The organism is Providencia sp. 6390, from assembly GCF_058148425.1.
The window spans coordinates 69,486-94,069 of the sequence record NZ_JBYVYL010000001.1; the positions used below are offsets into that span (position 1 = coordinate 69,486).

The window sequence follows — 24,584 nt, forward strand, 5'->3', positions numbered from 1 at the left end:
AGTCTAACCAATGGCCATCAGACCAAATTAATTTAAGCCGGGCGTTTTTTGGGTTTGTCGTTATTGTCTTTATTATTCAGCCATTCAGAGGCTTGTCGCTCTAAAGTTGTAATATACGCTCTGGTATCACTATTAACCCAAGATGGTTCGTTAGTGCTATTTTTTAGCAAAAGGAAGTTTATAATTTCTTTTCTTTCCGCAGAGGCAGAAGTGTAGGCATGAAAAAGGTCATCAAATTGCCGATCATTCTGTACGCAGCTTGGCTCTACTTTCTTTAACGGGGTGTGTAATTCTTTTAAGCCCCAATGCTCAGGCCCCACTACATCAGAAAAGTAGCTCCATAATTCAGGGAGTTTATCTTTCGAAATTGAACCTTTTTTTATCCAATCATAAATAGATGGAAGCTTAACATTAAAGTGTCGAGCTATCTCAGTCTTTGATTTGACCGATCCAGATGCCAGTTTCTTATTAATTGCCTGCTCTATCGCTCGGCCTAAATCTTTACCATTAAGCATAGCCTAATTATCTTATCTTTATATTGTGTAGGCAATTCCTATTGATTTAATGTTAGGCTTAGCCTAACATTTGTATTTCAACATAGGTCAGAGGTAACTAAATAATGAACCAAGTAAGAGCTATAACCGCAATAAAAACAGCATGTAGCCATGTTGGTGGACAAGCCGAAATGGCTAAACGTCTGGGTATTTCGCCTCCAACAGTAAACCAATGGATCAATGGATCTCGCCAAATACCCGCAAGACGATGCCCAGAAATCGAAAAAGTCACGTTAGGCATTGTTCGCTGTGAAGATCTTCGACCTGATATTGATTGGTCCTATTTACGAGGAACTCAGTCAGTAGCAGCCAATTGATTTACGGAAAGATTAAACCAGAACTGTAATTTTCATGTAACCACAGCAAATTTAAAGGAGATGTGGGATGAAACAAAATTGGCAAGCAGAAAAACAACCAGCATGGCTGGTGGCTGCAATCAGAAAAACAATTTCATCATTGCCTGGTGGCTATGATGAAGCACCAGAATGGTTAGGCAAAAAGGATACCGATAATCCAACAGGGGTGACAACTCAATCGCTTTATAACCGTCTACGTACGGATGGTGATCAGCTTTTTCCTTTGGGTTGGGCAATGGTACTGCAGCAAGCAAGTGGCAATCACTACATAGCAAATGCGGTTGCTAAAGCATCGGGCGGTGTTTTTGTTCCACAACCTGACATTGGTGATGTTGATAACGAGGATATCAATATCCGATTAATGGAAGCGTTATCTGCTATTGGCGAATACTGCGAATGCATTAAAGAATCTATTGCTGATGGTGAAGTTGATGAAGCGGAGCGAGCGAGAATCAAGGAAAGGTCATATTTAGCGAGAGCCAAGATATTAGAACATGAATCACTGATTTATCGCATATTTTGTCGCCCTGAAAAGGTTGACGCCTCAGATATGCGGTCCGAGGCGTCTGGTGCTAACAACCTTTGCGTGGAGTAATTAGCATGAGGAGTCTATCAAATAATTCAGGTTTAGTGCAACTGAGACGCTCAGCGAGTTCCGCTGGTACCTCACAATTGCAATATGAGCTTATGGTACAGAACCAATGGATCCCCGTAAACCGCAGCTATGTTGAATGGGCTGTGGGCAATCTAAATGTCCGCGTTGATTTTAATTGTGAGGGGAAAGGTGATGTCCAATGAAGATGCCAATAATCTCAATCGTATTTATCTGGATAAGCGTGGTATTCGTGTTCGTGTCATACGTTATGACCGAGTCAAAAAGTGGGTCATATTCTTGCGTGACGGTTATGAACATGAATGCTTCGCCCCTTTGTACAAATTTAAAGCCGAATTCACAAGGGTGATGGAATGAGCAGCTTGTTACTACTTAAAACACGCCCACAAATTGTTATACCTGAACTGGCGGTTCGCTTGGGCTTGAATGAGGCTTTATTGCTTCAGCAAGTTCAGTATTGGCTATCTGAAACCTCGTCGGGCGTTGACCATGAGGGGCACCGCTGGATTTATAACACTATTGAAGAATGGCGTGAACAGTTCCCGTATTTTTCTGAATCCACAATTAAGCGTGCATTTAACAATTTAAAAAAATTGGGTGTATTAAATATTGAGCAAATCAATAAACGCACCCATGACCGCACAAATTATTACTCTATAAATTATGAACATGCGTTGTTATCCGATAAGGTCAAATTGAACTCATCGAACAGTTCAGCCGAGCGTATTCGAACAGGTCAAAATGACCTTATCGATAAGCGCAAAATGAAACGTTCGAATAATACCAAAATGACCCCATCGAACGGGGCAAATTGCCCTGATCTTACAGAGAGTACTACAGAGAATACTCAAGAGATTACAACAGAGAGTAACTCTTTTTGTCAGGCTCATGCTGAGCCCGACTATGCACAGATTGTTTTGGATCATTTCAACAAAATCACTAATTCCAGTTACCAGAACAAGAAAACAACGATGGATCACATCAACGAAAGGCTGGCGGAAGGTTACACATCGGATGACCTTAATCAGGTGGCAGACTACCTAACGGCTAAGTGGCTCAATGATATCGAGTACAGCCAATACCTGAGACCTATGACGGTTTTCGGAAAAGAGAAGTTTGAAAGTTATCACCAGCTTTCCCAAAAGTGGCATAGCAATGGGCGTCCAGTGTGTATCAATAAAAAATGGGTTCAGCAGGGTGAGGTGGTTGTCACGATTGATACTGTTGAGCGCGATATTGTGTTTACCAAATTATTTTCAAGCCACTGGAAGCCAGAAAGTCGGATCCAAGCAATAGCAAAAGAGTTAGCGAACAAATCAGGTTTAGGGCGAAAGACTGAATTTGATGCACGTAATGCATGGATTGGTATTTGGAAGCAGGCATCAGAGCAAGCAGCGAAAGAGGTGACCGTATGATGCGTAGTGAAACTAAAACAATCTATGGCGTTGACGTGCTAGGCATGATTGCCATGTTCAAACAGCTACGTAAATGGCGCACGATTCGCAAGCTTCGTAACAGATGGAATCAATCCCGTCGTGATTTGGTTACCTGCAGGAAGTTTCGCCACTTAAATCATTATGCTGACGATTTTCAAGTTCAGCAGCGTTATAGGCATATGCGTGAGTATGTTAAATCCCACCAGCAGCGGGGTGCTATCTAATGGCTGTTTATTCAAGTAATACCGCACCAGAAGATAAAGATTGCTGGCAAACGCCCCAGTGGTTATTTGAAGCTTTAACGCTTGAGTTTGGTTTTTGGTTAGATGCTGCCGCAAATGAGCAAAATGCCTTGTGTCCATATTTCTTAACCATAGAGCAGAATGCATTAGAAAGTGATTGGGTAAGTCGTGGTGCTATATGGTGTAACCCGCCTTACAGCAAAATAAAACCATGGATCGCTAAAGCCGCAGAGCAATGCACAAAGCAAAACCAGCCAATAGTGATGTTATTGCCAGCAGATAAATCAACATCCTGGTACTCATTGGCACTAAAAAGCATTGATGAAGTTAGAACTATCATCGATGGCCGTATTAATTTTGTTGATCCCAATACGGGAAAAGAGAAAAAGGGCAATAGTAAAGGCTCAATTCTTCTTATCTGGCGTCCATTTGTAGAGCCAAAGGCAATTGGGACACACGTCTCAAAAAATCGTTTGATGGAGATAGGCAAAGCAATCTTAGGGGAGGTGGTATGACTCCTTTGTATCTAAGAATCGCGAGCGAATTCAAGGCAGGTAACGAAATAACAACTAAGAAAATCAGAAGTATATATGCATCATCTAATAATCACACAAAAATCACGATAGATTTTTTGCTCAGAGCTAAAGCGATAAAGAAAACAGGAAGAAAAGAAGGGGCTTTTAGTATTTATGTGATTCAGCAAGATGCTTATGAGAAAACAGTCGAACTAGACAATAAAAGCAAGAGATATAGAGCAAAAACAAATCGGCATGTTAAGTGTGATGTTAAAGAGTTAATGAAAACGCACAACCCATTGATATTACAGTTTAATAAACTTTTATCGGAGGTGAGGTCGTGAACAACATAATTCCACCTATGACGGATTCTCTTGGTAAGTACTGGGACCAACCTAGTCGAAAAAATATCCTTATTGATGATACGCACGCTCTTATGAGTGCCAAAGACTTTAATCTATTGGCTGATTACTCGAGTTCAATTCCATCTGGCGTTTATCCGGGGAAAATGTGGAAAGCTACAACCCTAAGCGGTAAAGCCTTTTTGCGCTGGTTTGGTGTGATTGAGGGGCGTGATGATGTGTGTAGCAATAATCAGCGTGAAATCCTGATAGTAGAGGGCCAGAAGGATGACTGACAATATTATCAAAGTTAATTTCACAGACGATACCAAACCAGTATTAGAAACCCAGATAGAGGATAAAAGAGATTTTAGGCAGGTTCAGTGTAAGCACTATGCCGTTATTGTTAGTGAGCAGCATAGGACAGTTAAGTGTAAAAACTGTGGGTGTATTGTTGATGCTTTTGATGTTTTTTTACTGAGGGCTAATGATGCTGAACATCTTTTTAGGCAAGTCTCAACCCTAACCGAACAGCGTGATGATCTGCGTAAATCAGTTGATGCTTTACTGAAAGAAGAAAAGAACACCAAAGCCAGATTACGTAGTGCTAGAACAGATTTAGCGTTTATTGAAAATAAAAAGCTTCAGCATGAGGGGAAGGTTGGATGAAAAGCAAAATAGCCGAAATTTACCCTTGTCCTCATTGTGGAAGTGAAAACATAACCATCGAGAGCCACAGTTATAGAACATGGTTTTACATTCAGTGCCACAGTTGTGGTGAAAAGGGGCCAGAGGTAAATGATAAGCCTACGGCAGTAGCGGTATGGAATAAGGGGGTAATCAGTGAGTAATTCAATATCTCTTATTTTACCCTTTCCTCCAAGTGTTAATGCTTGCTGGCGGAATATCAACGGTAAAACGTTAATCAGTGCAAAAGGGCGTGCGTTCCGGGTTAGTGCAATAGCTGCTATTTATACCCAATTAAGGCCAAGACCTAGGGTAATTACTGAAAATGTATCCGTCATTGTGAAGATGTTCCCACCCACTTATCACAGAAGGGATATTGATAACTATCTAAAAGCACCATTTGACGCCATAACACATGCCAATATTTGGAAAGACGATGAGCAAGTTAAGCATGTTGATATCACTTGGTGTGAGGTAGTTAAAGGTGGTCGATTTGAAATTGAGATAAGACCCCTCAATGCTGAAGTGGAGAAAATGTCATGAATCACCAATGGATATTAACCCCCATCATTATTCCTGAAGTTAAGGCTGTTATGTTTAGACCAGGAGCAAGCCTTAACATGTTTAATGACAGAATGCTGATCTCGACATTACCTGATGAATTAAAACATCAACCATCGGGTCTTATCTCTCTTTCTGGCCAATACCTCAGCGATTTGGTTGGTGATGAACGGGTATCAAAACCTGTATTAAATTTAACCATCGATCCCGAGCCACCAGCAAGCCTAATGCTAAAGCCAAAATTACAGCGTTGGATTAATGATAGCTACTTGCAGTGGGTAAAATCACAACCATGTTGTGTCTGTAACTCTATCGCGCATGACGCACATCACCTAATTGGTCATGGTCAGGGCGGAATTGGCACTAAGGCCCATGATTTGTTCACTATTCCATTATGTCGCATTCACCACAGCGAGTTGCATAAGGATCCAAACGAATGGGAAAGGGAGCATGGTAGCCAGTTGGTTTTGTTATTTCGATTCCTAGACCGTTCAGCGGCACTGGGTGTTTTTGGTTAATGCGTTGTGCGGAACGCAGTGGAGGGTTTTATATGCCAATTTATGCGCATGACTTGGAATATTTAAGCGATATGGCATGGGTAGCTACATCAAATTTAAGAGTCGCAACTAAGGGGCAGCTTGCAGCATTTGAAGATTTTGGGCTAACAGATACTAGGACAACCCCAAGAATTAGAAAAAGGGATTTGGAATTAAATGGCCGCCTTGTTTGCCGTGATACGGATCCAGTTTATGTATTGGAAACTCGCTGTTGCCGAACTCCAAAGCCGATGATAGACCATGAAGATTTCTTACTGTGTTCATGGCGTAGGGCTATCAATGCGTTAAGTGAAGAGCAACACTCATGGATAAAGTATTGTTATGGGCATAGTTTGAAATTTGACCATCAGGTCAATATTAGCGTTCACATATGGTCTGAATTTGAAAAACAGCATAAAGGTAAGAAAATAACCAAAAAGGTCAAAGAGAGATTGAGGTCATTGGTTTGGTTATCTGTTCAGGTTTGTACTGGTCGTGATTACTTACAAACTGACCTAGCCCGGCTGGTGGGTGTAGAGCGTAATAACTGGAAAATGAACTATGAAGTATATTGGAATGACCTTTTAAATATTTGCTATGAGTTAGATAAACAGGCTTTGTTATCCATGGGGCGAACACGAAATAGTCAAATATCCAAAAATAAGTACTATAACTTGCAAAAATGAACAAAATAGGCCATATTTAACGCTAATTTGGTATGTTGCCCAAGTTGTATATAACCTCGCGATGCGGGGTTTTTTTATGCCATAAATAAATATAAGACTTGCTGTTACATTTGGTCAGAGTTACATGTGTAGTTATGCACAATAACTGACCAAAGGTTTAAAATATCATGGTAAAACAGAGTGATATAACGCAAGAAGCTAAAATTATTTTTGAGGCTACCCCATACGCTGAGGCTGTTACGGCGGGTGAGGTTTCACAAGTCACAGGGCTAACACAGCCACGCTGCCAGTTAATATTAACTCAGTTAGCAATGGCTGGGTTAGTTAAAGAAAACATCAAAGAAAACACATTTCAAAATATCCAACTGTGAAAATGGGCGGCTGGTGGGTGTTGGTAGCACCTTCCCAGCCATCTGCCCGTTGTATTGAGGTCACGGACAAACCAAGGCCCACCGCTTATACGCGTAAAGCTAGGTGAGCTTATCAAAAAAGGTTCTCCTGATCTATGAAAAGCACTGTAATATCAAGCGGTATAAATTTGGTTAATGATGATTCACTCAGTTATATAAAGACACTTCCCGATAATTGTATCGACCTAATCGCAACAGACCCGCCTTATTTTCAAGTTAAAAGCTGTAGTTGGGATAATCAGTGGGAAAATGTCACTGCCTATTTATCTTGGCTTGATGAAATGCTTTCTGAGTTTTGGCGGGTATTAAAGCCAACGGGTAGTCTTTATATGTTTTGTGGATCTAAGCTGGCGGCTGATACTGAAATATTGGTTCGTGAGCGGTTCAATCTTTTAAATCACATCATATGGGCTAAACCATCGGGGCCATGGCGGCGGCAAAATAAAGAAAGTCTTAGAAGTTATTTCCCCGCTACAGAACGTATTATTTTTGCAGAGCATTACCAAGGTCCCTATAAAGGGAAAGGTAGTGAATACTTGCAGCAATGCCGTGAACTTAAAGAAAGCGTGCTTAAGCCGCTGATTGAGTATTTCAAACAAGCCCGTGATTCTTTAGGAATAACAGCAAAAGAAATCCACAAAGCTACGGGTAAGCAAATGGCTTCGCATTGGTTTGGTTATAGCCAGTGGCAGCTACCAAGTGAACCGGATTATTTGAAGCTTCAAGAATTGTTTAAGCGCGTTGCTGAGGAAAAGTTAAGCCATAACCCGTTAGATCGTAAACATGCTGATCTAGCGAGTGAACAAATCACGTTAAGGCTCGAATATCATGAATTAGCCGCGCAATACCAATTATTACGGCGTCCTTTCTCCGTGACTGTTGATGTTCCTTATACTGATGTGTGGGCATATCCTCCAGTGCAGTATTATCCCGGCAAGCATCCATGTGAAAAACCTTCAGCGATGATGGAGCATATTATTAATAGTAGTAGCCGCGAGGGTGATGTTGTTGCTGATTTCTTCATGGGTTCTGGCGCCACAATAAAAGCGGCATTAAAACTTAATCGTCGTGTTATCGGGGTAGAGCTTGAAACAGACCGTTTCGAACAAACAAAGCTAGAAATAGAGCAGAATACAGAGCGACAAAAGCTGTAGTGGCTTACAGCAGCCAGCCTGAGCTAAATCAGGCTTCATTTTCGAGGCACGTTATGACGATCGATGAAATAAAGGCTGTTAACGATGCTTATATAGCCAATGAAAAAAGAAAGGCTGTAATAGCGAGAGCCAACAATAAAGCAGATGGCTACCAAGCTATGAAGTGTATTTTTAAGCTAATGGTGGATGATCGCTACGTCAAAAGGTATGAAACCTATATTGATATTACCGTAATGGGATATGACCACGCGACTACATTTTATAATGCACTTCGTGATATTCCATTATTTATTAAATATGGTAAAGAAAACGGCGTGTGGCAGCATCGATTATTTAAGAAGCTATTTTTTTATGACCAAATAAACTGGTCGTATGGCAAAAACTATGTTCGATTAATGCTGTAATTCTTTTCTCACTTCTTCTTTTATCCCCTCAAATGAGGTCGAAAAAGTAGAAGTTAAAACTTTAGGGGCTGCGCATTGCGTGGCCTTTTTCTATTTAAGAGAGGTAGTTATGAGTAAGAAGTATGAATATAACGCAAATAACTTCACACACATTGATTCAGCTATCAATGTTCAGGTATGTGTTGCACCAAGTAATTTTAATCTATTGCCAATTTTTACTATTTCTGTGCCAGTTGAAAAGAAAGATGGTGAAGATATTGATTATTACCGTGCTGAAGCAATTAAGAAGGCAAAAGAAGTAATAGTTGATGTTGCAAAAGAAGCGGCCGTGTGACCGCTAATTAAACTATTTTATAAAAGGAGCGTCTTTTGGGGAAAATGCTTCTTTTACTGGTTTTTGCAGCAAGTTATTAATTGCTTTTTTTACATCACTGACACCGGAGCTACGAATTCTATTTAAATCATGCTCAAGGTTTTCTTTTAGCAGTTCAGTAATATTTTCATTTGGGAGCTTTTCTGAAATTATGTCAATTAGATGCTTTATTACAAAATTACTCGCTGCAGCATTAACATTTATCTGATGCTCAATCACCTTTAGTTGCTGCTTAATATTCATTAACTCGTAAGACATATATATCCTTACTCCGAAGTTAATCAGCCATCCCTTCGGTAAGTCACATAGGGCTGAACCTCTAACTTAACCTAAATATCAACTGAATTCATTAACCCACACTAGCTTCTGTAGCTGGTGGATTTCTATTAAATCAAGAGAACAAATCATTTATGAGCACATCAATAGGGATAACCCTCGGTGCTGCTGGCGGTGGCGCGATGGGCGGTTTCCTTATTGGTGCCGACTATGGTGTTGTGCTAGGGGCAGTTATAGGCGCTTCAGTTTCCGTCATTGCATCCAAAGATAATAACCGACGAAAGATACTTCATTTTATTTTAGCACTCGGTGCAGGGATCCTCATTGCTAAAGAAGCCTCAGATTTTATTGCTCAGGTATGGCAATGGGAAATTAGCCCTAAGATAACAGCCATTGTTATTTCGGCCTTGTTAATCCCCGTTTTGGTGCTTGCTGCAAACAAAGACAACCTTAGAAAGTTGTTTAGTCGTATTGCAGCATCAATAGACCGAAACTTCAGCAGTATCGCACAGGCCATTAAAGATTGGCGAAATAAAGGGGGTAACTGATGGAAACCTTCTTAACTATCTTCACGGATTTAGCAAGCTGGGTGGAGGCTCACCCGCTGGATGCTGCTGATATTTCGTTCATGCTTGTTTCTGCCGCGACTGTATTTCTTTGTCGTTATGAGAAGCGAAGGGATTCTGTCGTAGGCACTATTTTAATTATTTGTTGGGTTTACCAGATATGGGAAACATTAGGTGGTGAACGAGTGTCAGCACCATCTGATGTTGTATTTGATGGTGTCTTTTTCCTCGTTATCTTTTCCGCTGGTGGCAACATCATGTCAATTGTTGTCATTAGTAAGTTAATGTCCCGAATCAAATCAATCTGGCTGCTAATTAAGCGGCCTTTTACTTTTATGGTGAAGAAATGACAGAACCTAAGTGGCTAATCGAAGCCAGAAAAGAAATTGGAGTTACCCGATTCCCCAGCCCGAACAGCAATCCTAAAATTGTTCAATATTGGAAAGATATGAAATGGTCGGGTATCAAGGAGGACAAAACCTCTTGGTGTGCGGGCTATGCTGGTGCGATGCTTGAACGTGCTGGAATTATCGGTAGTCGCTCGGTCAGTAAGGTCCCTGAATCGGCAAAATCATATTTAGATTGGGGTATTGTATTAAAAGAGCCTCATTACGGTTGCGTGGTAATTTTTGATAGAGCTGGCGGTGGGCACGTTGGTTTTTGTGTAGGGAAAACCGCGGACGGTAAGTTGCTTATTTTAGGCGGCAATCAATCGGATGCGGTTAATATCAAATCATTCCCGCTGGCCAGAGTCGTTGGTTATAGATGGCCTAAAGATGTGGAAATTGATAACCGGCCTCTGCCAATCGGCGACGCAGCATTGTCAGTGAAAGAGTCGTGATATGGGTTCGCTAACTAAAGCATTAATGGCCGCTTGTGCCATTTTGCTATTTTGGCTTTGGTGGGTTGCTGATGACTATGACAAATTGAGTGATAAACACACTAAGTTAGAAAGTAGTTTCTCTAAGTTAAATAGTGATTTCAATGAGCAGGTTGCTATCAATGAAGACTACGAAAAGCGCATTAACTCCCTTCACGAACTCGACACCAAACACACAACGGAACTCACAAATGCAAAAGCTGAAATTGACCAGTTGCGTATTGATGTTATCAATGGCACTAAGCGCCTGCGGATCAAAGCCGACTGTCCAAAGCCCGAAAACGGTTCCACCTCCAGCTTGGATGCTAGCAGATCCGCCACCTTGGCGAGAGACTCTGAACAAGATTATTTCGATCTCCTTAAGCAGCTTGAAACACTCGAAAAGCAATACCTCGGCTTGAGAGATTGGTACTTTGCGGAGTGTAAACGCTAATGGATAATCAAATGATTGAACTTAATCGGTTAGTTGATGCAGTGCCCGGGTATAGAGATAGAGTTGATGCAGCTGAAAAGAAGCTCAGGGAAGTTATTAACTCAGATTATGAGGCTGGCATAGTCGCATTCACAAACATAGCCGAAGACATTCTTCAAAAGGCCTCTAATTAGTTAGGGGCCTCTTCATTTATGGAGACAGTCATGTCAGATAAAAAAGAAATAGCCACCCTATCTATAAAGATATCAGTCGATAGCACTGACTTAGATAAGTTGGAAGCACAACTAAAGCGTATTGAAGGGCTGATGATTAGCGCTGGGCTGAAGCAACAAGCAAGTGGTGGGGCTATTGCAAATTCGTTCGATGTATTTAAGTGCAAAGGTGGCGGTGTTTTTATACCAGAGGCGCATATCAGCGCTGCAAGTATTAGGCAGTTATCAGAATTAATGAGTGACAAAGCCAAAGAGGCGATTGAAAAGATAGCTAAACAGTCACCCACTACCACAATGACAATAACCACAGGTATTAATAATAACCATGAGCAATCATCTGCTGTAGCTGCTGATGCCGCTGGAACGCTAAATAAGATAAATGAAGCATTCCACAATAGTGGCAACAAAGCATTTATTGCTGCATTGGATAAGTCCATCGATATAAATATACCCGTTAGCCATGATGAATTTAAAGAGTTCAAGCAGCAAATTGAGGGTGAGTTTAATCAATTGCAGTCTTCTTTTATGTCAATACAAAATACAATGGCTGATTCAGATAAAGCAATCACTGAAAGCCTGAGACAGATAAACCTAAAGCTTTGTGGGCGCACAGTGAGGTAACGTATGGGCAGTCAAGGTTTCAATAACCCTAACCAATTCAGAGAACAGCTGGACAAGCAACTAAATGATGGCGGTACAAATGTTAAAGGGTATCAACCCAATCGGTCTAGCAACTCCAAGCCACTCCCACCACCAAAGAAACCTTAAACTCATTAGATTGATTAATTTTACGCATAATTCAAAAGGTACTCCTGAGGGGGTACCCTTACCACGAGGCGGCGACCACGCGGGAAACGGCTCATTTTCAATTTTTCATGCTGTCAGCAGCAGGTGCGCTAACCTTTTGATTTAGTTTGTAAATATCAATATTGAGGTGACAATTTTCAAAATGAGTTGTCACCTCAATGTGTTATATCTATCTGATAATAAATAAAAATATTAGTTTTCACCTGACAGAGTGAGGTGTCAATGTCCAACATCAGCAATCTGGGGGACGCCTACAACTGGAGCGTGGCTAAGATTGCTGAAGCATTCGGCTTAAATCGCGGAACAGTTAAAAAGCGATTGCTCGATGCAAATACCCCCATTGCAAATACCGTTCGAGGGAATCCTGTTTATGCATTACGGGATATTGGTCCGATACTTTTTGGTGCCGAACCTGACGCGAATAAGAATTGCTTTCAAGACCCATCACAGATGCTGCCGAAAGATCGCAAAGATTGGTTCCAGTCTGAAAACGAACGGATAAAACTCGAAACCACGCTCAAACAATTGGTGCCGGTTGCTGATGTGCATTTAGAAATGGCGGTGCTGGTTAAGGCAATAACCCAAGTTTTAGATACATGGCCCGATAAATTAGAGCGAGATAAGGGGTGGAACGCGGAGCAGCTCACTGAGGTGCAAATCATTGTTGATGAATTACGGGATATTCTCGCTTCTCGCGTGATGGATGCGGAGGATTTTGACGAATGACAGTAAATTATGCCTCAGCATCAACGGTAAGAAAGGATGTTGCATCCTTATTGAAAGCACCTCGTAGAATGCCAATTGCTCAGGCAGTAAAAAAATATATGCGCGTTCCCATGGGAGAAGGTTCATCAATACCGTGGGATGATTCATTAACTCCCTACATTATTGAACCCATGAACTGCCTTTCAGATCGCCGCTATGATTCGGTGATATTTGTTGGTCCAGCTCGTACGGGTAAATCACTGGGGTTAATTGATGGCTGGATTGTTTATGTCATTGTATGTGACCCCGCGGATTTTCTTCTCATCCAAATGACAGAAGAAAAAGCGCGAGAGCATTCTAAAAAGCGATTAGATAGAACCTTTCGATCTAGTCGTGAAGTGGCTAAAAGACTAAGTCCACACCGTAATGATAACAACGTCCATGACAAAACATTTAGGGCAGGAAATTACTTAAAAATTGGTTGGCCATCCGTCAATATCATGTCCTCTTCGGATTATCGATTTGTGGCATTAACGGATTATGACCGATTTCCCGAAGATATTGACGGTGAGGGTGATGCTTATACATTAGCTGCAAAGCGCACAACCACATTTATGTCGGCAGGAAAAACGCTTGTAGAAAGCTCCCCAGGTCGAGAAATAACAGACAGTAAATGGCGACGAAATACACCTCACGAAGCCCCACCCACAACGGGCATTTTGTCACTTTATAATCGGGGTGATCGTCGTCGGTGGTATTGGCCATGCCCGCATTGTTCGGAATATTTCTTGCCTATTCGAGAAAATATGGTGGGCTTTAGTGAGGGTGATGACCCAACAATGGGCAGCAAAGCCGCTCGATTACAATGCCCACACTGTATGGGAATTATCGAACCTGAGCAGAAAAGAGAGCTAAACAATAAAGGGGTTTGGCTTAGAGAGGGGCAATCTATTGACCAAAATGGCGTTGTGACAGGTGAGCCTAGAGAGTCGCGCATTGCTTCATTTTGGATGGAAGGCCCAGCCGCGGCTTATCAAACATGGGAAAAGTTAGTTTATAACTTACTCAATGCGGAGCAGGAATACGAGCGAACCGGTAGTGAGGAAACACTAAAGTCCGTTATTAATACCGACTGGGGACAACCTTATTTACCAAAAATCAGTCAAGAGCAGCGAAGCGGCGATGATCTTAAAGCTCGAGCAGAGTATTGGGACTATGGTTCAGTGCCTAATGGCGTTCGTTTTCTTGTTGCAACTATTGACGTTCAGGGCGGTAAAAAGCGGCGTTTTGTCGTTCAGGTCACAGGCTATGGCACCAGAGGTGAGCGTTGGATAATTGACCGATTTGATATCACTCATTCACTAAGAACAAACGAAGATGGTGAATCACTGCCCATTAATCCTTCATCTTACGCGGAGGACTGGGATGTTCTCATTACGGATGTGCTCGATAAAACCTACCCAATTCATGATCATGACAACGTTGAAATGGGCGTCCATTGCATGGCAATAGATACCGGTGGGGAAGAAGGGGTAACTGATAACGCGTATAAATTTTGGCGACAATGTAAGAAGGAGGGGTTAGCGAGGCGAGTTTATTTATTTAAGGGGGATGGTAAAGCGAAAAGCAAGCTAATTACTAAATCTTACCCTGATAACACTAACCGTTCAGATCGCCGAGCAAAAGCGCGGGGTGATGTACCTATTCATTTATTACAAACTAATGAGCTTAAGGATCGCATTTCTGCTCATCTTGGGCGAGACACCGTTGGCCCTAACTATATTCATTTTCCAGATTGGCTTGATGATTCTTTCTACGATGAATTGACGTATGAAGAGCGCGACAGTAACGGGAAATGGAGTAAGCCGGGTAAAGGGGCTAACGAAGCATTTGACTTAATGGTCTATGCGCATGCGTTGGTAATTTTGCTTGGTTACGAAAAAATCAAGTGGGAGAACCCGCCTAAATGGGCTCGGTTGCCGGATATCAGTGATGTTAAACCATCTCGTCCAGCGCCTAATCAACCTCCTCAAAAATCAACACAAATTCAAACAGAAACACAAGAAACCACACCTAGCACAAGCTCGGCATGGGCTCCTGTGTCTGCAACTTCAGGGGGATGGGTATGACCCGTGAGCAAATTAAAGAAATGCTAGATGCATATTTAAAAGCAGAAATGGAAATACTGCAGGGGAAGAGCATTACATTTAATGGGCAGTCAATGACAATGGAAAATCTCAGCGAGATCCGCAAGGGGCGAGAATATTGGGAACATCGATATTCACAAAGTAGCGCCGCTAATCGCAAATCACCTGGTTATAAATTAGCGAGGCTCTCATGAATATGTTGGAGAAGGCGATTGCGGTATTTTCACCGTCATGGGCGAGTCAACGAGCCAAGTCACGCTATGCCATTCATGCTTATGAAGCTGCAAATCCATCTCGGCTTCATAAGGCGCGTCGAGAGAATCGAAATGCGAACCAATTAACGCAAGTTGGTGGTAAATCCTTACGTGAGCAAGCGCGATGGCTAGATAATAACCACGACCTTGTGATTGGTATTCTCGACAAAATGGAAGAGCGTATTGTTGGTAGCAAAGGGATTATTGTTGAGCCACAGCCACTATCACTTACAGGGCAGATCCATGATGACCTCGCCAAGCAAATCAGAACTGCATGGTCTGAATGGTCCATTCGTCCAGAGGTTACAGGGCAATTTACCCGTCCAATGCTTGAGCGTCTTTTGGTTCGAACATGGATCCGTGATGGTGAAGTTTTTGCTCAATTAGTCAGAGGAAATCAGAAAGGGCTTGATAAGCAAGCGGGTATTCCATTCTGGCTTGAAGCACTTGAGCCTGATTTCGTTCCGATTCACTTGGATGATACCGGGAAAAATATCCGACAGGGGATCCAATTAAATGATTGGGGCCGCCCACAAACTTACTTTGTTTATAAAAACTTGTTAACCGCAGGCCAGCAGATGGGGGAGCTTAAATCTATCCTGACGGAAAACATGCTGCACTTGAAATATGTGCGTCGATTACATCAGCTGCGTGGTAATAGTTTATTTTCCGGCATCTTAATGCGTTTAAGTGCTCTAAAAGACTACGAAGATGCAGAGTTGACGGCCGCACGTATCGCTGCCTCTCTAGGGATGTACATCAAGAAAGGTGATGCAGGGACTTACGATGATGAGCGGGAATATGAGGACCGCACTATCGATATTGTTCCCGGGATTATTTTTGATGAATTACGACCCGGTGAAGATGTTGGCATGATCAAGTCTGATAGGCCTAATCCAAACCTTGAAAACTTTCGGAATGGTCAACTTAGAGCCGTTGCAGCGGGAAGTCGCGGTAGTTATTCCAGTATTGCACGGGATTATAACGGGACATACAGCGCGCAGCGGCAAGAGCTGGTGGAATCATTTGAAGGGTATTACATCTTGCAAGATACCTTCTGCGGCTCAGTTAGCCGACCTATTTATCGACAATGGTTACAGATGGCTATTGCTGCTGGCGTCATTGTGGTTCCAGCTGATGTTGACCGTGATTCACTGTACAACGCGACTTACAGCGGGCCTGTTATGCCGTGGATAGATCCACTTAAAGAGTCAGCGGCATGGAAAACACAAATTCGAGGAGGTGCGGCAACAGAGAGTGATTGGGTTCGCGCTAGAGGTGGTAACCCCGCAGAAGTTAAACGCCGCCGCAAAGCGGAAATTGATGAAAATGAACGGCTTGGATTGGTTTATGACACAGATCCCGCCAACGACAAAGGTAACGACAATGCAGACGAGAAACACACATCTCATGCTACCAAAAAACAGCACGGCGATGAGTAAACCGCTAATGTCGGCACCGGAGAAAAGCTGGTTTCAAATGAAAGCGACCAGTGAAACTTCAGCTGACATTTATATTTATGACGAAATTGGCATGTGGGGGATAAGCGCCCGGCGATTTACCGAAGATTTAATTTCCCTCGGTAATATCAACCACATCAACCTTCATATTCATTCGCCCGGCGGTGAAGTTTTTGAGGGTATCGCCATTTATAACCAACTCAAAAACCACAATGCCACCATTACGGTTCATATCGATGGGCTAGCAGCTTCAATGGCGTCAGTTATTGCCATGGTGGGTGATGAAGTCAAAATGCCAAAAAATGCCATGATGATGATCCATAAACCTTGGGGCGTGTCGTGGGGTGATGCCAATGATATGCGCGATTATGCCGACCTGCTCGATAAGGTTGAAAATGTCTTAATTCCTGCCTACATGGAGAAAACAGGGAAAACAAAAGAAGAAATTGAAGCCATGCTCAGTGAAGAGACATGGTTAACGGCAGAAGAGTGCGTGGAGCACGGTTTTGCTAACTCTGTTATTGAGCCAGTCAAAGCGATGGCCAGCCTTTCATCTAAACGCATTGAGGAATTTAAATCCATGCCGAAATCATTACAAAACACCTTGAAAAATAGCTTAGCTAACCCACGAAACACAACAACATCAAACGCACCGGCGATAGAGCCTGCACCACAATCACAAAATCCAACTAATACGCAACAGCCAGATACGGCAAGCATTCAGGTGCAAGCACGACAAGCCGAGCAAACGCGCATGAATGGGATTAAAGATTTGTTTGCGATGTTCGGCGGTAAGCATGACAGCATCATGGTTGAGTGCCTGACAGATATCAACTGCACCGTCGAGCAAGCAAAGGACAAAATTTTAGATTTGGTAGCCAAAGAGGCGACACCAACAAATACAAATAATTATGGTGCTCACATTTATGCAAATAACGGTAATATCGTGGGTGATAGCGTCCGCGCATCATTGATGACACGAGCGGGGTATGATGAAATTCAAGCCGATAACCCATATAACTGCATGACTTTACGTGAATTGGCGCGTATGTCATTAGCGGATCGCGGTGTGGGCGTTGCGAGTTACAATCCAATGCAAATGATTGCGATGGCCTTTACGCATACAACCTCAGACTTCGGTAATATTCTCCTCGATGTTGCCAATAAATCCATTTTACAGGGATGGAATGAAGCAGAGGAAACCTTTGATTTATGGACCAAGAAAGGCCAGCTTAGTGACTTTAAAACCGCAACGCGTGTAGGGATGGGGGGCTTCAATTCACTTCGTACCGTCCGTGAAGGGGCTGAATATAAATACGTAACGACCAGTGACAAAAAAGAGACGATTGCACTGGCGACTTACGGGGAGCTGTTTAGCATTTCTCGTCAAGCCATTATCAATGACGACATGTCCATGCTAACCGATATCCCAATGAAATTGGGGAGTGCAGCAAAAGCGACGATTGGGGATCTGGTTTACGTTATTTTAACCAAAAATGAAAAAATGCGGTCCGATAATAAACCTCTCTTTAGTGCCGACCATGGCAACACGATTAAGGGGGGAATGGATGTTGATACTATTGGTAACGGTAGAACTGCTATGCGTAAGCAAAAAGAAGGTGAACGCACGTTAAATATTCGCCCTGCCTTTATGCTTGTGCCGACCGCGTTAGAAATTGCTGCTATTCAGGTAGTAGGTTCAGGTAGCGTAAAAGGCGCAGATGTGAACGCTAATATTATTAACCCAATCCGCAATATCGCTGAAATCATCACAGAGCCCCGTTTGGATATCAACAGCGATACTACTTGGTATATGACCTCAGCAAAAGGTACTGACACCATTGAAGTTGCTTATTTAAATGGCGTTGATACACCGTATATCGATCAGCAAGAAGGTTTCACTTCTGACGGTGTAACCACTAAAGTCCGCATCGATGCAGGCGTTGCCCCTGTTGATTATCGCGGTCTGGTGCGTGTCGAAGCGGCATAATTCGCATTAAACATACAAAAACTCGCCCTAACGGGCTTTTTTTATACCTAAAATCTGGCTCTTAGGAGCCAGAAGGAGAAGTTATGGCTAAGAATTACCAACAGCAGGGGTTAACTGTTGAAATTATCAATGCAGGCACAACCACTATTCTCAGTGGCGATTTGGTTATGGTGGGCGCATTGGCTTGTGTCGCAGCGACAAATATTGAACCCGGTGAGACGGGAGATGGCTTTGCAGAGGGCGTCTTTTTACTAAAGAAAAAGGCGGGCGTTGCATTAACAGCGGGTCAAGCGGTGACGGGGGATAAAGGGGTTGTTGCTGATAAAGGTGGCGTTCCTGTGGGTATTACATGGGGGGCGGCAGAAGCGGGCGCGGAATTAGTGCCCGTTAAACTGAATATTTTCCCAGCAACTGCGGCGGCAGGTGGTTAATTTATGAGTGCGTTTGAACGGTTCGCAGATCGACTGGACGCACTCACCGCAAAGCGAATGGGAAAGCCTATCACCATTAACGGTGTTGACTATATTGGGGTGGAGTCTCATTTCTTACCCGAATTCGGGCCAGTTACGGGGGATGGGCTTTCTTATGTCATTTTTTCTGATACGTATAAGCCCGGGAAGAATGACAGTGTTATTGCTGACGGCTTCCATTATAAAACCACTCGCCGCCAACGCTTTAATGGCAAGTGGATGATTTTCTTAGAGGTTGATGACGATGAAGGGGAAAGATGAAGCGGTTCGTAATCTTGGTATTATCGTTGATAAAGTGACCCCGATTGCCACGGCACAGGCGATAAATCGGATTGCGGCAAGAGCCGTTAGCCGCAGTGTCAAGCAAGTTTCCAAAGAAGTCAAAATCCAACAAAAGATCATCCGTAAGCGTGTAAGGCTTAAGAAAGCCAGTATAAAGCAGGGCACCCCTAAAGCACGGATCACAGTAAACCGAGGTAATTTACCCGCGATTGTGCTCGGCACAGCGCGTGTTCAATTATCTCGTCGTAGGGGAGTCGATAGGCGGCATGGCAGTGTTTTAAAAGTGGGTAAATTTACATTTAAAGGTGCGTTTATTCAACAGCTAAAAAATGGTAAATGGCATGTCATGCAACGGCTCAGCCTAAGCCGTTACCCGATTGATGTTGTCAAAATACCCGTTTCTAAACCGCTAACAGAGGCCTTTGAAGAGCACGCCATTAAAGTTCGTGAAGAGGACATGAGCAAAGAAATGCAATACGCCTTGAATAACCAACTTCGACTTTATTTTAAGGGGGGATAGTGATTAAGCACACCAAGATCCGCCAGTTAGTGATTGAGGGGCTCAAGACTAGCCTCCCAAAATTATCAATTTATGATGGGCGACCCGTTAACTTTGATGAAAGTGAGCTGCCTGTCGTCGCTGTTTATTTAACTGAACCTCATCCAGATCCAAAGTACCTTGATAGCAACCAATGGACTGCCATTCTTCATATCGAGCTTTTTCTAAAAGCGGCCAAAACCGATTCTGATTTAGATAAATGGGTAGAAGAAAAACTGTATCCAGCAATCAAAAACATAACCAATTTAGGTGACGTATTAACCGATATGACGCCAAAAGGGTTTGATTATGATCGTGATGATGAAATGGCACTATGGGCATCGGTTGATATTACTTACCAAATTGAATATGAAATGTAAGGAATTTTAAGATGGCAAAAGTACCAAATCCATTAGCTCCCACGAAGGGGGCGGGTACCACACTTTGGGTCTATACCGGTACGGGTGACCCAACCCAAGATCCCTTTAGCGAAACGGGCTTTGTTCGATTAGCTAAAATTAAGTCACTGGAGCCGGGAGAAATCACGGCGGCAAGTGAAGATGATAGCTACCTTGATGATCCTGATGGGGACTGGGAAAACACCACTCAAGGTGAGAAATCCTCGGGTGAAACCAGTATTACTCTTGCTTGGTTACCGGGCGAGGAAGGACAAAAAGACTTGATTGAGTGGTTTGATGAAGGCTTGCCGCGTTTTTACAAAATTTCGTACCCAAACGGCACGCTGGATTTATTTAAAGGTTGGATTAGTGCCCTCGGTAAATCCATTCCAATCAAAGAGACCATGACGCGTACGGTAAAAATTAAAAATACTGGTCGCCCAACGATGGCGGAAGAAATTACACCGAAGCCATCGGGTAAGACGGCACCTCAACCAAAAGAGTAATAAAACTTTTAAATCAATTATATAGCCACAGAAATGTGGCTTTTTTTGTAACTAAATAAAGGTAATGTCATGTTTTTAAAGAAAAAAGAAATCACTATTGGCGATGAAAATATTGTTCTTTATGAGCTGTCAGCCCTACAACGTGCTGATTACTTTGATTTTTTAGCAAAAAAAGAAAAGGAAACGGACGGTCTTGAAGGCGCTGAAAAAGATGCCAAATCGATGCGTTCAATGGTAGAGAGCCAAGCATGGTTGGTTTCTCGTTCACGTTGGCATGAAGACCGCGATCGTGAGATTGACGATCTCTACGACGAAATCGCGCAAACATGGAGCATGGATGCATTAAGCGAAGCGGTTCGCGCGATCTCGAAAATCAGCGGCATGTCGAGTTCTGAGGGTGATGACGATGAAGCGGAAAATGGTGAGTCTATCACGTTGGAAAAGTAGCCAGCCGTGAGCGTATTTTTGCTTTGCGACTTGCACGTGAATTTGGGCGTCCAGATTGGCGTCGAATGCTAAGTGAAATGAGTGCCTCCGAGTTTAGTGATTGGGTAGCGCACTTTAGCAAGACGCCTTTTATGCCTCAACTTGTTGATATTGAGTTTGCTGCCTTGCACACCTCTCTTTATATGGCGATGGGTGGCACGAAAACCGAGTTGACCGATTTTATGTTGCTAACCGATGTTGAGGTTGACGAGGGAGGAATGTCAGATGAGGCCATTCAGTTAGCTAGCGAGGGGATATCAGGAGGGGTGCGGTATGAGCAACCAAATAGCGGATCTTGAGATTAAGATTGGCGCGAATACAACCGAATTTCTTGAAAAAGCAGGTCGGGTTCAGCGTGAGCTTAACGATCAGGAACGCAAAGAGCAAGCCTCAATTAAGCGGCAGCAAGACTTTTTAGCCAAACAAGCGGCGAAGGCAGAAGCAGCACTAACACGTTCACGGTCACAACTCAAACAGTTTGAAAAAGAGTCTATTTCAGCAGAGCAAAAATTAGCCAGCGAACGGAAGCGAGCTAATGATGAAATGGATACTGCCCATCAAAAAATACAAGGACTCATTCAAGCTGAGGCACAACGGGCGCAAAATGCACGAAGCCAAGAGGTACTTGCTGAGCAATATTATGCACAGTTAGATGCAATTAAAGCGAATGGTAAGGGGCTGGAAGATCTGAGCGCAATTAAGCGCAAGATGAACAAGGACATGCAGCAGGGGTTATTGCATGTCAAAGATTATCAAGCGCTTACCTCACAAGCGATTGGTACATCGAAATCCATTACACAGGCAGAAAATAGCGCGGCACAAGCCAAGCAGCGCTTTATTAATAAGTTAAAAGAACAGGTCACACAGCAAAACCTGTCACGCACTGAAATGTTGCGATTGCAAGCAGCACAGCTTGGGGTATCGAGTTCAGCTGATATTTATATTCGTAAGCTTGAAAAACAAAATAGTGTTATGAAAGGGGTTACTTTGACCTCTGGGCAGTATCGTCAGGCCATGCGTCAGTTGCCTATGCAAATGACCGATATTGTCACTTCTTTAGCTTCTGGCATGCCATTATGGTTGGTGGCCATTCAGCAAGGCGGGCAAATAAAAGACTCTTTTGGTGGGTTTGGTAATTCACTAAAAGCCATTACATCTTTAATTACCCCTTGGAAAGTCGCCATGGTGGGCGGGGCTGGCGTACTAACGGCTTTTGGTATTGCGGCATACCAAGGGTCTAAAGAGCTTAGCGAGTACAATAAGCAACTTATCTTAACCGGTAATTATGCGGCTAAAACTCAGGGTGAACTCAATGCCTTGGCTAAATCCCTTTCGAGTGAGGGGATAACTCAGTACAAAATGGCTGATGCGCTGGCACAAGTAGTCGGTTCTGGTTCGTTTACGGGCTCACAGGTAGACATGGTTGCAGGTGTTGCCGCGAAAATGGAGAAGGCCACAGGTCAATCCATTGATGAAACTATTAAACAGTTTCAGCGCCTTAAAGATCAACCCGTTCAAGCTGTCATGGAATTAGACAAATCCCTTCATTTTTTAACTGCAACTCAACTTGAACAAATAACCACACTTGAGGAGCAGGGGCGCTCTACCGATGCCGCTAAATTAGCCATGGAATCATATGCTAACTCAATGAGAGAGAGAGCATCAGATATAACTGAAAGTCTTGGATTTTTGGAGTCCGCTTGGGCTGGCGTAAAAGAAATGGCAAGTTCTGCATGGGATGCCATGCTTGATGTTGGTCGACAGAAAACACTGGATCAGCAAATAAATACAATAGAACAAAAATTAGTTGATTTTCAAATAAATCCTGCTTCAAAGGGGTTGTATTTTCATGAGACCGGTAAGACGGCTGATGATTTGCGGCATGAGTTGGAGCTGTTAAAAGAAGAAAAATTTCAACAGGATATTAAAAGTTCTAGGGAAAAAGCTGATAACAGAGAAGAAGAACGTAAGAAAAAACAAATTACCGCCGATTTAGCCTTAAAAAAACAATATGAGTCAGCGGAAGAAAAGCATCAAAGTAAACTTGAAAAAATAAGGAATGATGAATACGCCTCTCAAGCTGCAAAAGACCTAGCTATTCAGCGAGAAAAGGAGCGGTATCAAAAAGAACTAGACCGTAAAACACCAAAAGGGAAGGCCTATAAACCAGATATGGGCACTCGGCATGACGAGTCCGCACAAGCAGAGGTTACATCTCTTCAGGCACAATTAAGACTTCTTGAGCAGCATTCTTCAGCAACTGACTTCCTTAGTCAGCAACGTAAAAACCTGCAATTGGAGTTGGCTAAATTTGAAGTTTTAGAAGAAGCTCGAAAGACGCGCAAATTATCTCTTGATGAACAATCTTTATTGAAAAATAAAGAAAGTATTCTTGCGAATAAAAAGCAGTTAGCGGATTTGGGTGACAAAATTGCCAAGCAAGAGCACTTAAATAAACTGCAAGATCAGGCTGATAAGTATGTCAAACAACAGGAGGCGAGGCAAAAAGCAATTGCTGATTCACTGGGTAAGTCCACCATAGAACTTCAGCGTGCCTTGGAAATGGAACAGCTTCGCACTGTTTATGGTGACACACCACAATGGGGCAAAGTTAAATCAGCTAAGCAAGCTACTTTTGATAAGGAGGATGCTGCAAAAACGGATTGGGCATCAGGTGCTAGTACTGCTTGGGGTAATTATCGTGATGCAGCGTTGGATGCTAATGCGCAAATCCAAAATGTAACCTCATCTACGCTCAATGGTTTTAGCTCTCAGCTGGCGGAAACGCTCACGGGTGGAGAGGCTAACTTTAAAGATTTCACTCGCTCTATCCTAAAAATGTTAGCTGAAATTGCGATTAAAATGACCATTGTTAAAGGGTTTGAAGCCTTTGGTTTTGGTAGTGTGACCCCGAATGCTAATGGTGGTGTGTATAATACTCCTGGTCTAAGTGCATATAGCGGTCAGATTGTTTCTAAACCAACGTTATTTCCATTTGCTCGCGGTGCTGGACTTATGGGGGAGGCGGGACCAGAGGCGATACTACCTTTGCGCCGAGGCATTGATGGAAAACTAGGTGTTATTGCTGCGAATACTAAGCAAAATTCTGGTGATTTCTATCAAACCAATCATGTTACTATTCAGAATGATGGTTCAAATGGTGAGATTGGACCTCAGGCGCTTAAAGTAGTTTATGAAGCGGGTAAAAAAGGTGCTGAAGATTATATGAGAAAACAGCGTCGTGATGGCGGCTCATTTTCTTCATAAAGTAAACTTAAAGCCTCCAGAATGAAGGCTAAATAATGG

General features: G+C 42.9%; 38 protein-coding genes and 1 pseudogene. 37 read left to right on the forward strand and 2 right to left on the reverse strand.

Features of this window, described 5'->3' with window-relative positions; all coding sequences use genetic code 11:
* Positions 1 to 32: 32 nt before the first annotated feature.
* Entirely contained in the window at positions 33 to 515 is a 483-nt protein-coding gene (gene racR, locus AC3Z9T_RS00355; RefSeq protein WP_490124263.1) for a DNA-binding transcriptional repressor RacR, read from the reverse strand.
* Positions 516 to 619: 104 nt separating this feature from the next.
* Between racR and AC3Z9T_RS00360 the strand changes: the two genes are divergently transcribed.
* The 18 genes from AC3Z9T_RS00360 (at position 620) to AC3Z9T_RS00445 (ending at position 8,829) form a co-directional block, all read left to right on the forward strand.
* Positions 620 to 871 carry a transcriptional regulator gene (locus AC3Z9T_RS00360; protein ID WP_272686834.1) on the forward strand — a complete coding sequence of 84 codons (252 nt, stop codon included), beginning with the start codon at positions 620 to 622 and terminating at the stop codon, positions 869 to 871.
* A gap of 67 nt (positions 872 to 938) precedes the next feature.
* Positions 939 to 1,505, forward strand: a complete 567-nt coding sequence (locus AC3Z9T_RS00365) for a YmfL family putative regulatory protein (RefSeq protein WP_490124264.1) — start codon at positions 939 to 941, stop codon at positions 1,503 to 1,505.
* 5 nt (positions 1,506 to 1,510) lie between these two features.
* Positions 1,511 to 1,708: a hypothetical protein gene (locus tag AC3Z9T_RS00370; RefSeq protein WP_490124265.1), complete on the forward strand. Its 198-nt coding sequence runs from the start codon at positions 1,511 to 1,513 to the stop codon at positions 1,706 to 1,708.
* Positions 1,698 to 1,880, forward strand: a complete 183-nt coding sequence (locus tag AC3Z9T_RS00375) for a DUF4222 domain-containing protein (protein WP_350572654.1) — start codon at positions 1,698 to 1,700, stop codon at positions 1,878 to 1,880. Before AC3Z9T_RS00370 ends, AC3Z9T_RS00375 begins: the two co-directional genes overlap by 11 nt.
* Positions 1,877 to 2,938: a conserved phage C-terminal domain-containing protein gene (locus tag AC3Z9T_RS00380; RefSeq protein ID WP_490124266.1), complete on the forward strand. Its 1,062-nt coding sequence runs from the start codon at positions 1,877 to 1,879 to the stop codon at positions 2,936 to 2,938. The genes AC3Z9T_RS00375 and AC3Z9T_RS00380 overlap by 4 nt, the downstream gene beginning before the upstream one ends.
* A complete protein-coding gene (locus AC3Z9T_RS00385; RefSeq protein WP_423731161.1) occupies positions 2,935 to 3,183 on the forward strand; it encodes a hypothetical protein in 249 nt (82 codons plus the stop codon). Before AC3Z9T_RS00380 ends, AC3Z9T_RS00385 begins: the two co-directional genes overlap by 4 nt.
* Positions 3,183 to 3,716, forward strand: coding sequence for a phage N-6-adenine-methyltransferase (locus tag AC3Z9T_RS00390; RefSeq protein WP_490124267.1), 534 nt, complete (start codon positions 3,183 to 3,185; stop codon positions 3,714 to 3,716). The genes AC3Z9T_RS00385 and AC3Z9T_RS00390 overlap by 1 nt, the downstream gene beginning before the upstream one ends.
* Positions 3,713 to 4,060: a hypothetical protein gene (locus AC3Z9T_RS00395; protein WP_490124268.1), complete on the forward strand. Its 348-nt coding sequence runs from the start codon at positions 3,713 to 3,715 to the stop codon at positions 4,058 to 4,060. Before AC3Z9T_RS00390 ends, AC3Z9T_RS00395 begins: the two co-directional genes overlap by 4 nt.
* A complete protein-coding gene (locus AC3Z9T_RS00400; RefSeq protein WP_102137769.1) occupies positions 4,057 to 4,353 on the forward strand; it encodes a hypothetical protein in 297 nt (98 codons plus the stop codon). Before AC3Z9T_RS00395 ends, AC3Z9T_RS00400 begins: the two co-directional genes overlap by 4 nt.
* Complete coding sequence (locus AC3Z9T_RS00405; protein ID WP_102137770.1) at positions 4,346 to 4,726, forward strand: hypothetical protein; 381 nt, start codon at positions 4,346 to 4,348, stop codon at positions 4,724 to 4,726. Before AC3Z9T_RS00400 ends, AC3Z9T_RS00405 begins: the two co-directional genes overlap by 8 nt.
* Entirely contained in the window at positions 4,723 to 4,908 is a 186-nt protein-coding gene (locus tag AC3Z9T_RS00410; protein WP_423727084.1) for a Lar family restriction alleviation protein, read from the forward strand. The genes AC3Z9T_RS00405 and AC3Z9T_RS00410 overlap by 4 nt, the downstream gene beginning before the upstream one ends.
* Positions 4,901 to 5,287, forward strand: coding sequence for a RusA family crossover junction endodeoxyribonuclease (locus AC3Z9T_RS00415; RefSeq protein WP_490124269.1), 387 nt, complete (start codon positions 4,901 to 4,903; stop codon positions 5,285 to 5,287). The genes AC3Z9T_RS00410 and AC3Z9T_RS00415 overlap by 8 nt, the downstream gene beginning before the upstream one ends.
* Positions 5,284 to 5,823 carry a DUF968 domain-containing protein gene (locus tag AC3Z9T_RS00420; RefSeq protein WP_490124270.1) on the forward strand — a complete coding sequence of 180 codons (540 nt, stop codon included), beginning with the start codon at positions 5,284 to 5,286 and terminating at the stop codon, positions 5,821 to 5,823. The genes AC3Z9T_RS00415 and AC3Z9T_RS00420 overlap by 4 nt, the downstream gene beginning before the upstream one ends.
* Before the next feature lie 32 nt (positions 5,824 to 5,855).
* Positions 5,856 to 6,527, forward strand: coding sequence for a bacteriophage antitermination protein Q (locus tag AC3Z9T_RS00425; protein ID WP_490124271.1), 672 nt, complete (start codon positions 5,856 to 5,858; stop codon positions 6,525 to 6,527).
* Between the two features lie 167 nt (positions 6,528 to 6,694).
* Positions 6,695 to 6,898: a TrmB family transcriptional regulator gene (locus AC3Z9T_RS00430; protein WP_490124272.1), complete on the forward strand. Its 204-nt coding sequence runs from the start codon at positions 6,695 to 6,697 to the stop codon at positions 6,896 to 6,898.
* 134 nt (positions 6,899 to 7,032) lie between these two features.
* Complete coding sequence (locus tag AC3Z9T_RS00435; protein WP_490124273.1) at positions 7,033 to 8,091, forward strand: DNA-methyltransferase; 1,059 nt, start codon at positions 7,033 to 7,035, stop codon at positions 8,089 to 8,091.
* Positions 8,092 to 8,144: 53 nt separating this feature from the next.
* Positions 8,145 to 8,495 (forward strand): hypothetical protein, encoded by a 351-nt coding sequence (locus AC3Z9T_RS00440; RefSeq protein ID WP_490124274.1) that lies wholly within the window; start codon positions 8,145 to 8,147, stop codon positions 8,493 to 8,495.
* Between the two features lie 109 nt (positions 8,496 to 8,604).
* Entirely contained in the window at positions 8,605 to 8,829 is a 225-nt protein-coding gene (locus AC3Z9T_RS00445) for a DUF1327 domain-containing protein (RefSeq protein WP_272686122.1), read from the forward strand.
* Positions 8,830 to 8,841: 12 nt separating this feature from the next.
* On the opposite strand, the gene AC3Z9T_RS00450 is transcribed toward AC3Z9T_RS00445, so the two are convergent.
* Complete coding sequence (locus AC3Z9T_RS00450; RefSeq protein WP_272686121.1) at positions 8,842 to 9,126, reverse strand: hypothetical protein; 285 nt, start codon at positions 9,124 to 9,126, stop codon at positions 8,842 to 8,844.
* Between the two features lie 152 nt (positions 9,127 to 9,278).
* On the opposite strand from AC3Z9T_RS00450, the gene AC3Z9T_RS00455 reads away from it, so the two are divergent.
* From AC3Z9T_RS00455 to AC3Z9T_RS00545, 19 genes and pseudogenes are all read left to right on the forward strand, one after another.
* Positions 9,279 to 9,692, forward strand: a complete 414-nt coding sequence (locus AC3Z9T_RS00455; RefSeq protein ID WP_490124275.1) for a putative holin — start codon at positions 9,279 to 9,281, stop codon at positions 9,690 to 9,692.
* Positions 9,692 to 10,060, forward strand: coding sequence for a hypothetical protein (locus AC3Z9T_RS00460; RefSeq protein ID WP_490124276.1), 369 nt, complete (start codon positions 9,692 to 9,694; stop codon positions 10,058 to 10,060). The genes AC3Z9T_RS00455 and AC3Z9T_RS00460 overlap by 1 nt, the downstream gene beginning before the upstream one ends.
* The gene (locus AC3Z9T_RS00465; protein ID WP_490124277.1) at positions 10,057 to 10,551 is read left to right on the forward strand and encodes a TIGR02594 family protein; all 495 of its coding nucleotides are present in this window, start codon (positions 10,057 to 10,059) and stop codon (positions 10,549 to 10,551) included. The genes AC3Z9T_RS00460 and AC3Z9T_RS00465 overlap by 4 nt, the downstream gene beginning before the upstream one ends.
* A 1-nt stretch (position 10,552) precedes the next feature.
* Positions 10,553 to 11,023 carry a lysis protein gene (locus tag AC3Z9T_RS00470; protein ID WP_264967521.1) on the forward strand — a complete coding sequence of 157 codons (471 nt, stop codon included), beginning with the start codon at positions 10,553 to 10,555 and terminating at the stop codon, positions 11,021 to 11,023.
* 11 nt (positions 11,024 to 11,034) lie between these two features.
* Positions 11,035 to 11,196: a hypothetical protein gene (locus tag AC3Z9T_RS00475; protein WP_490124278.1), complete on the forward strand. Its 162-nt coding sequence runs from the start codon at positions 11,035 to 11,037 to the stop codon at positions 11,194 to 11,196.
* A gap of 30 nt (positions 11,197 to 11,226) precedes the next feature.
* On the forward strand, positions 11,227 to 11,856 hold the full coding sequence (locus tag AC3Z9T_RS00480) for a hypothetical protein (RefSeq protein WP_490124279.1): 630 nt from the start codon (positions 11,227 to 11,229) through the stop codon (positions 11,854 to 11,856).
* 408 nt (positions 11,857 to 12,264) lie between these two features.
* Positions 12,265 to 12,768 (forward strand): DUF1441 family protein, encoded by a 504-nt coding sequence (locus AC3Z9T_RS00485; RefSeq protein WP_490124280.1) that lies wholly within the window; start codon positions 12,265 to 12,267, stop codon positions 12,766 to 12,768.
* Positions 12,765 to 14,876: a phage terminase large subunit family protein gene (locus AC3Z9T_RS00490; protein WP_096863826.1), complete on the forward strand. Its 2,112-nt coding sequence runs from the start codon at positions 12,765 to 12,767 to the stop codon at positions 14,874 to 14,876. The genes AC3Z9T_RS00485 and AC3Z9T_RS00490 overlap by 4 nt, the downstream gene beginning before the upstream one ends.
* The gene (locus AC3Z9T_RS00495; RefSeq protein ID WP_238564590.1) at positions 14,873 to 15,088 is read left to right on the forward strand and encodes a DUF6148 family protein; all 216 of its coding nucleotides are present in this window, start codon (positions 14,873 to 14,875) and stop codon (positions 15,086 to 15,088) included. Before AC3Z9T_RS00490 ends, AC3Z9T_RS00495 begins: the two co-directional genes overlap by 4 nt.
* Entirely contained in the window at positions 15,085 to 16,590 is a 1,506-nt protein-coding gene (locus AC3Z9T_RS00500; protein WP_490124281.1) for a phage portal protein, read from the forward strand. Before AC3Z9T_RS00495 ends, AC3Z9T_RS00500 begins: the two co-directional genes overlap by 4 nt.
* Positions 16,535 to 18,598, forward strand: coding sequence for a ClpP-like prohead protease/major capsid protein fusion protein (locus AC3Z9T_RS00505; protein ID WP_490124282.1), 2,064 nt, complete (start codon positions 16,535 to 16,537; stop codon positions 18,596 to 18,598). Before AC3Z9T_RS00500 ends, AC3Z9T_RS00505 begins: the two co-directional genes overlap by 56 nt.
* Positions 18,599 to 18,681: 83 nt before the next feature.
* Positions 18,682 to 19,029 carry a DUF2190 family protein gene (locus tag AC3Z9T_RS00510; protein ID WP_490124283.1) on the forward strand — a complete coding sequence of 116 codons (348 nt, stop codon included), beginning with the start codon at positions 18,682 to 18,684 and terminating at the stop codon, positions 19,027 to 19,029.
* Positions 19,030 to 19,032: 3 nt separating this feature from the next.
* Positions 19,033 to 19,329, forward strand: coding sequence for an ATP-binding protein (locus tag AC3Z9T_RS00515; RefSeq protein WP_490124284.1), 297 nt, complete (start codon positions 19,033 to 19,035; stop codon positions 19,327 to 19,329).
* A complete protein-coding gene (locus AC3Z9T_RS00520) occupies positions 19,307 to 19,870 on the forward strand; it encodes a phage tail protein (protein WP_238564592.1) in 564 nt (187 codons plus the stop codon). Before AC3Z9T_RS00515 ends, AC3Z9T_RS00520 begins: the two co-directional genes overlap by 23 nt.
* Positions 19,870 to 20,268: a phage tail terminator protein gene (gene gpU, locus AC3Z9T_RS00525; protein WP_490124285.1), complete on the forward strand. Its 399-nt coding sequence runs from the start codon at positions 19,870 to 19,872 to the stop codon at positions 20,266 to 20,268. The genes AC3Z9T_RS00520 and gpU overlap by 1 nt, the downstream gene beginning before the upstream one ends.
* Before the next feature lie 11 nt (positions 20,269 to 20,279).
* A pseudogene (locus AC3Z9T_RS00530) lies at positions 20,280 to 20,771 on the forward strand (phage tail tube protein); the annotation flags it as partial.
* Between the two features lie 90 nt (positions 20,772 to 20,861).
* Positions 20,862 to 21,239, forward strand: coding sequence for a phage tail assembly chaperone G (gene gpG / locus AC3Z9T_RS00535; RefSeq protein ID WP_490124286.1), 378 nt, complete (start codon positions 20,862 to 20,864; stop codon positions 21,237 to 21,239).
* Positions 21,240 to 21,262: 23 nt separating this feature from the next.
* Positions 21,263 to 21,577 (forward strand): phage tail assembly protein T, encoded by a 315-nt coding sequence (locus AC3Z9T_RS00540; protein WP_490124287.1) that lies wholly within the window; start codon positions 21,263 to 21,265, stop codon positions 21,575 to 21,577.
* On the forward strand, positions 21,552 to 24,545 hold the full coding sequence (locus AC3Z9T_RS00545; RefSeq protein ID WP_490124288.1) for a phage tail tape measure protein: 2,994 nt from the start codon (positions 21,552 to 21,554) through the stop codon (positions 24,543 to 24,545). Before AC3Z9T_RS00540 ends, AC3Z9T_RS00545 begins: the two co-directional genes overlap by 26 nt.
* Positions 24,546 to 24,584: the final 39 nt, after the last annotated feature.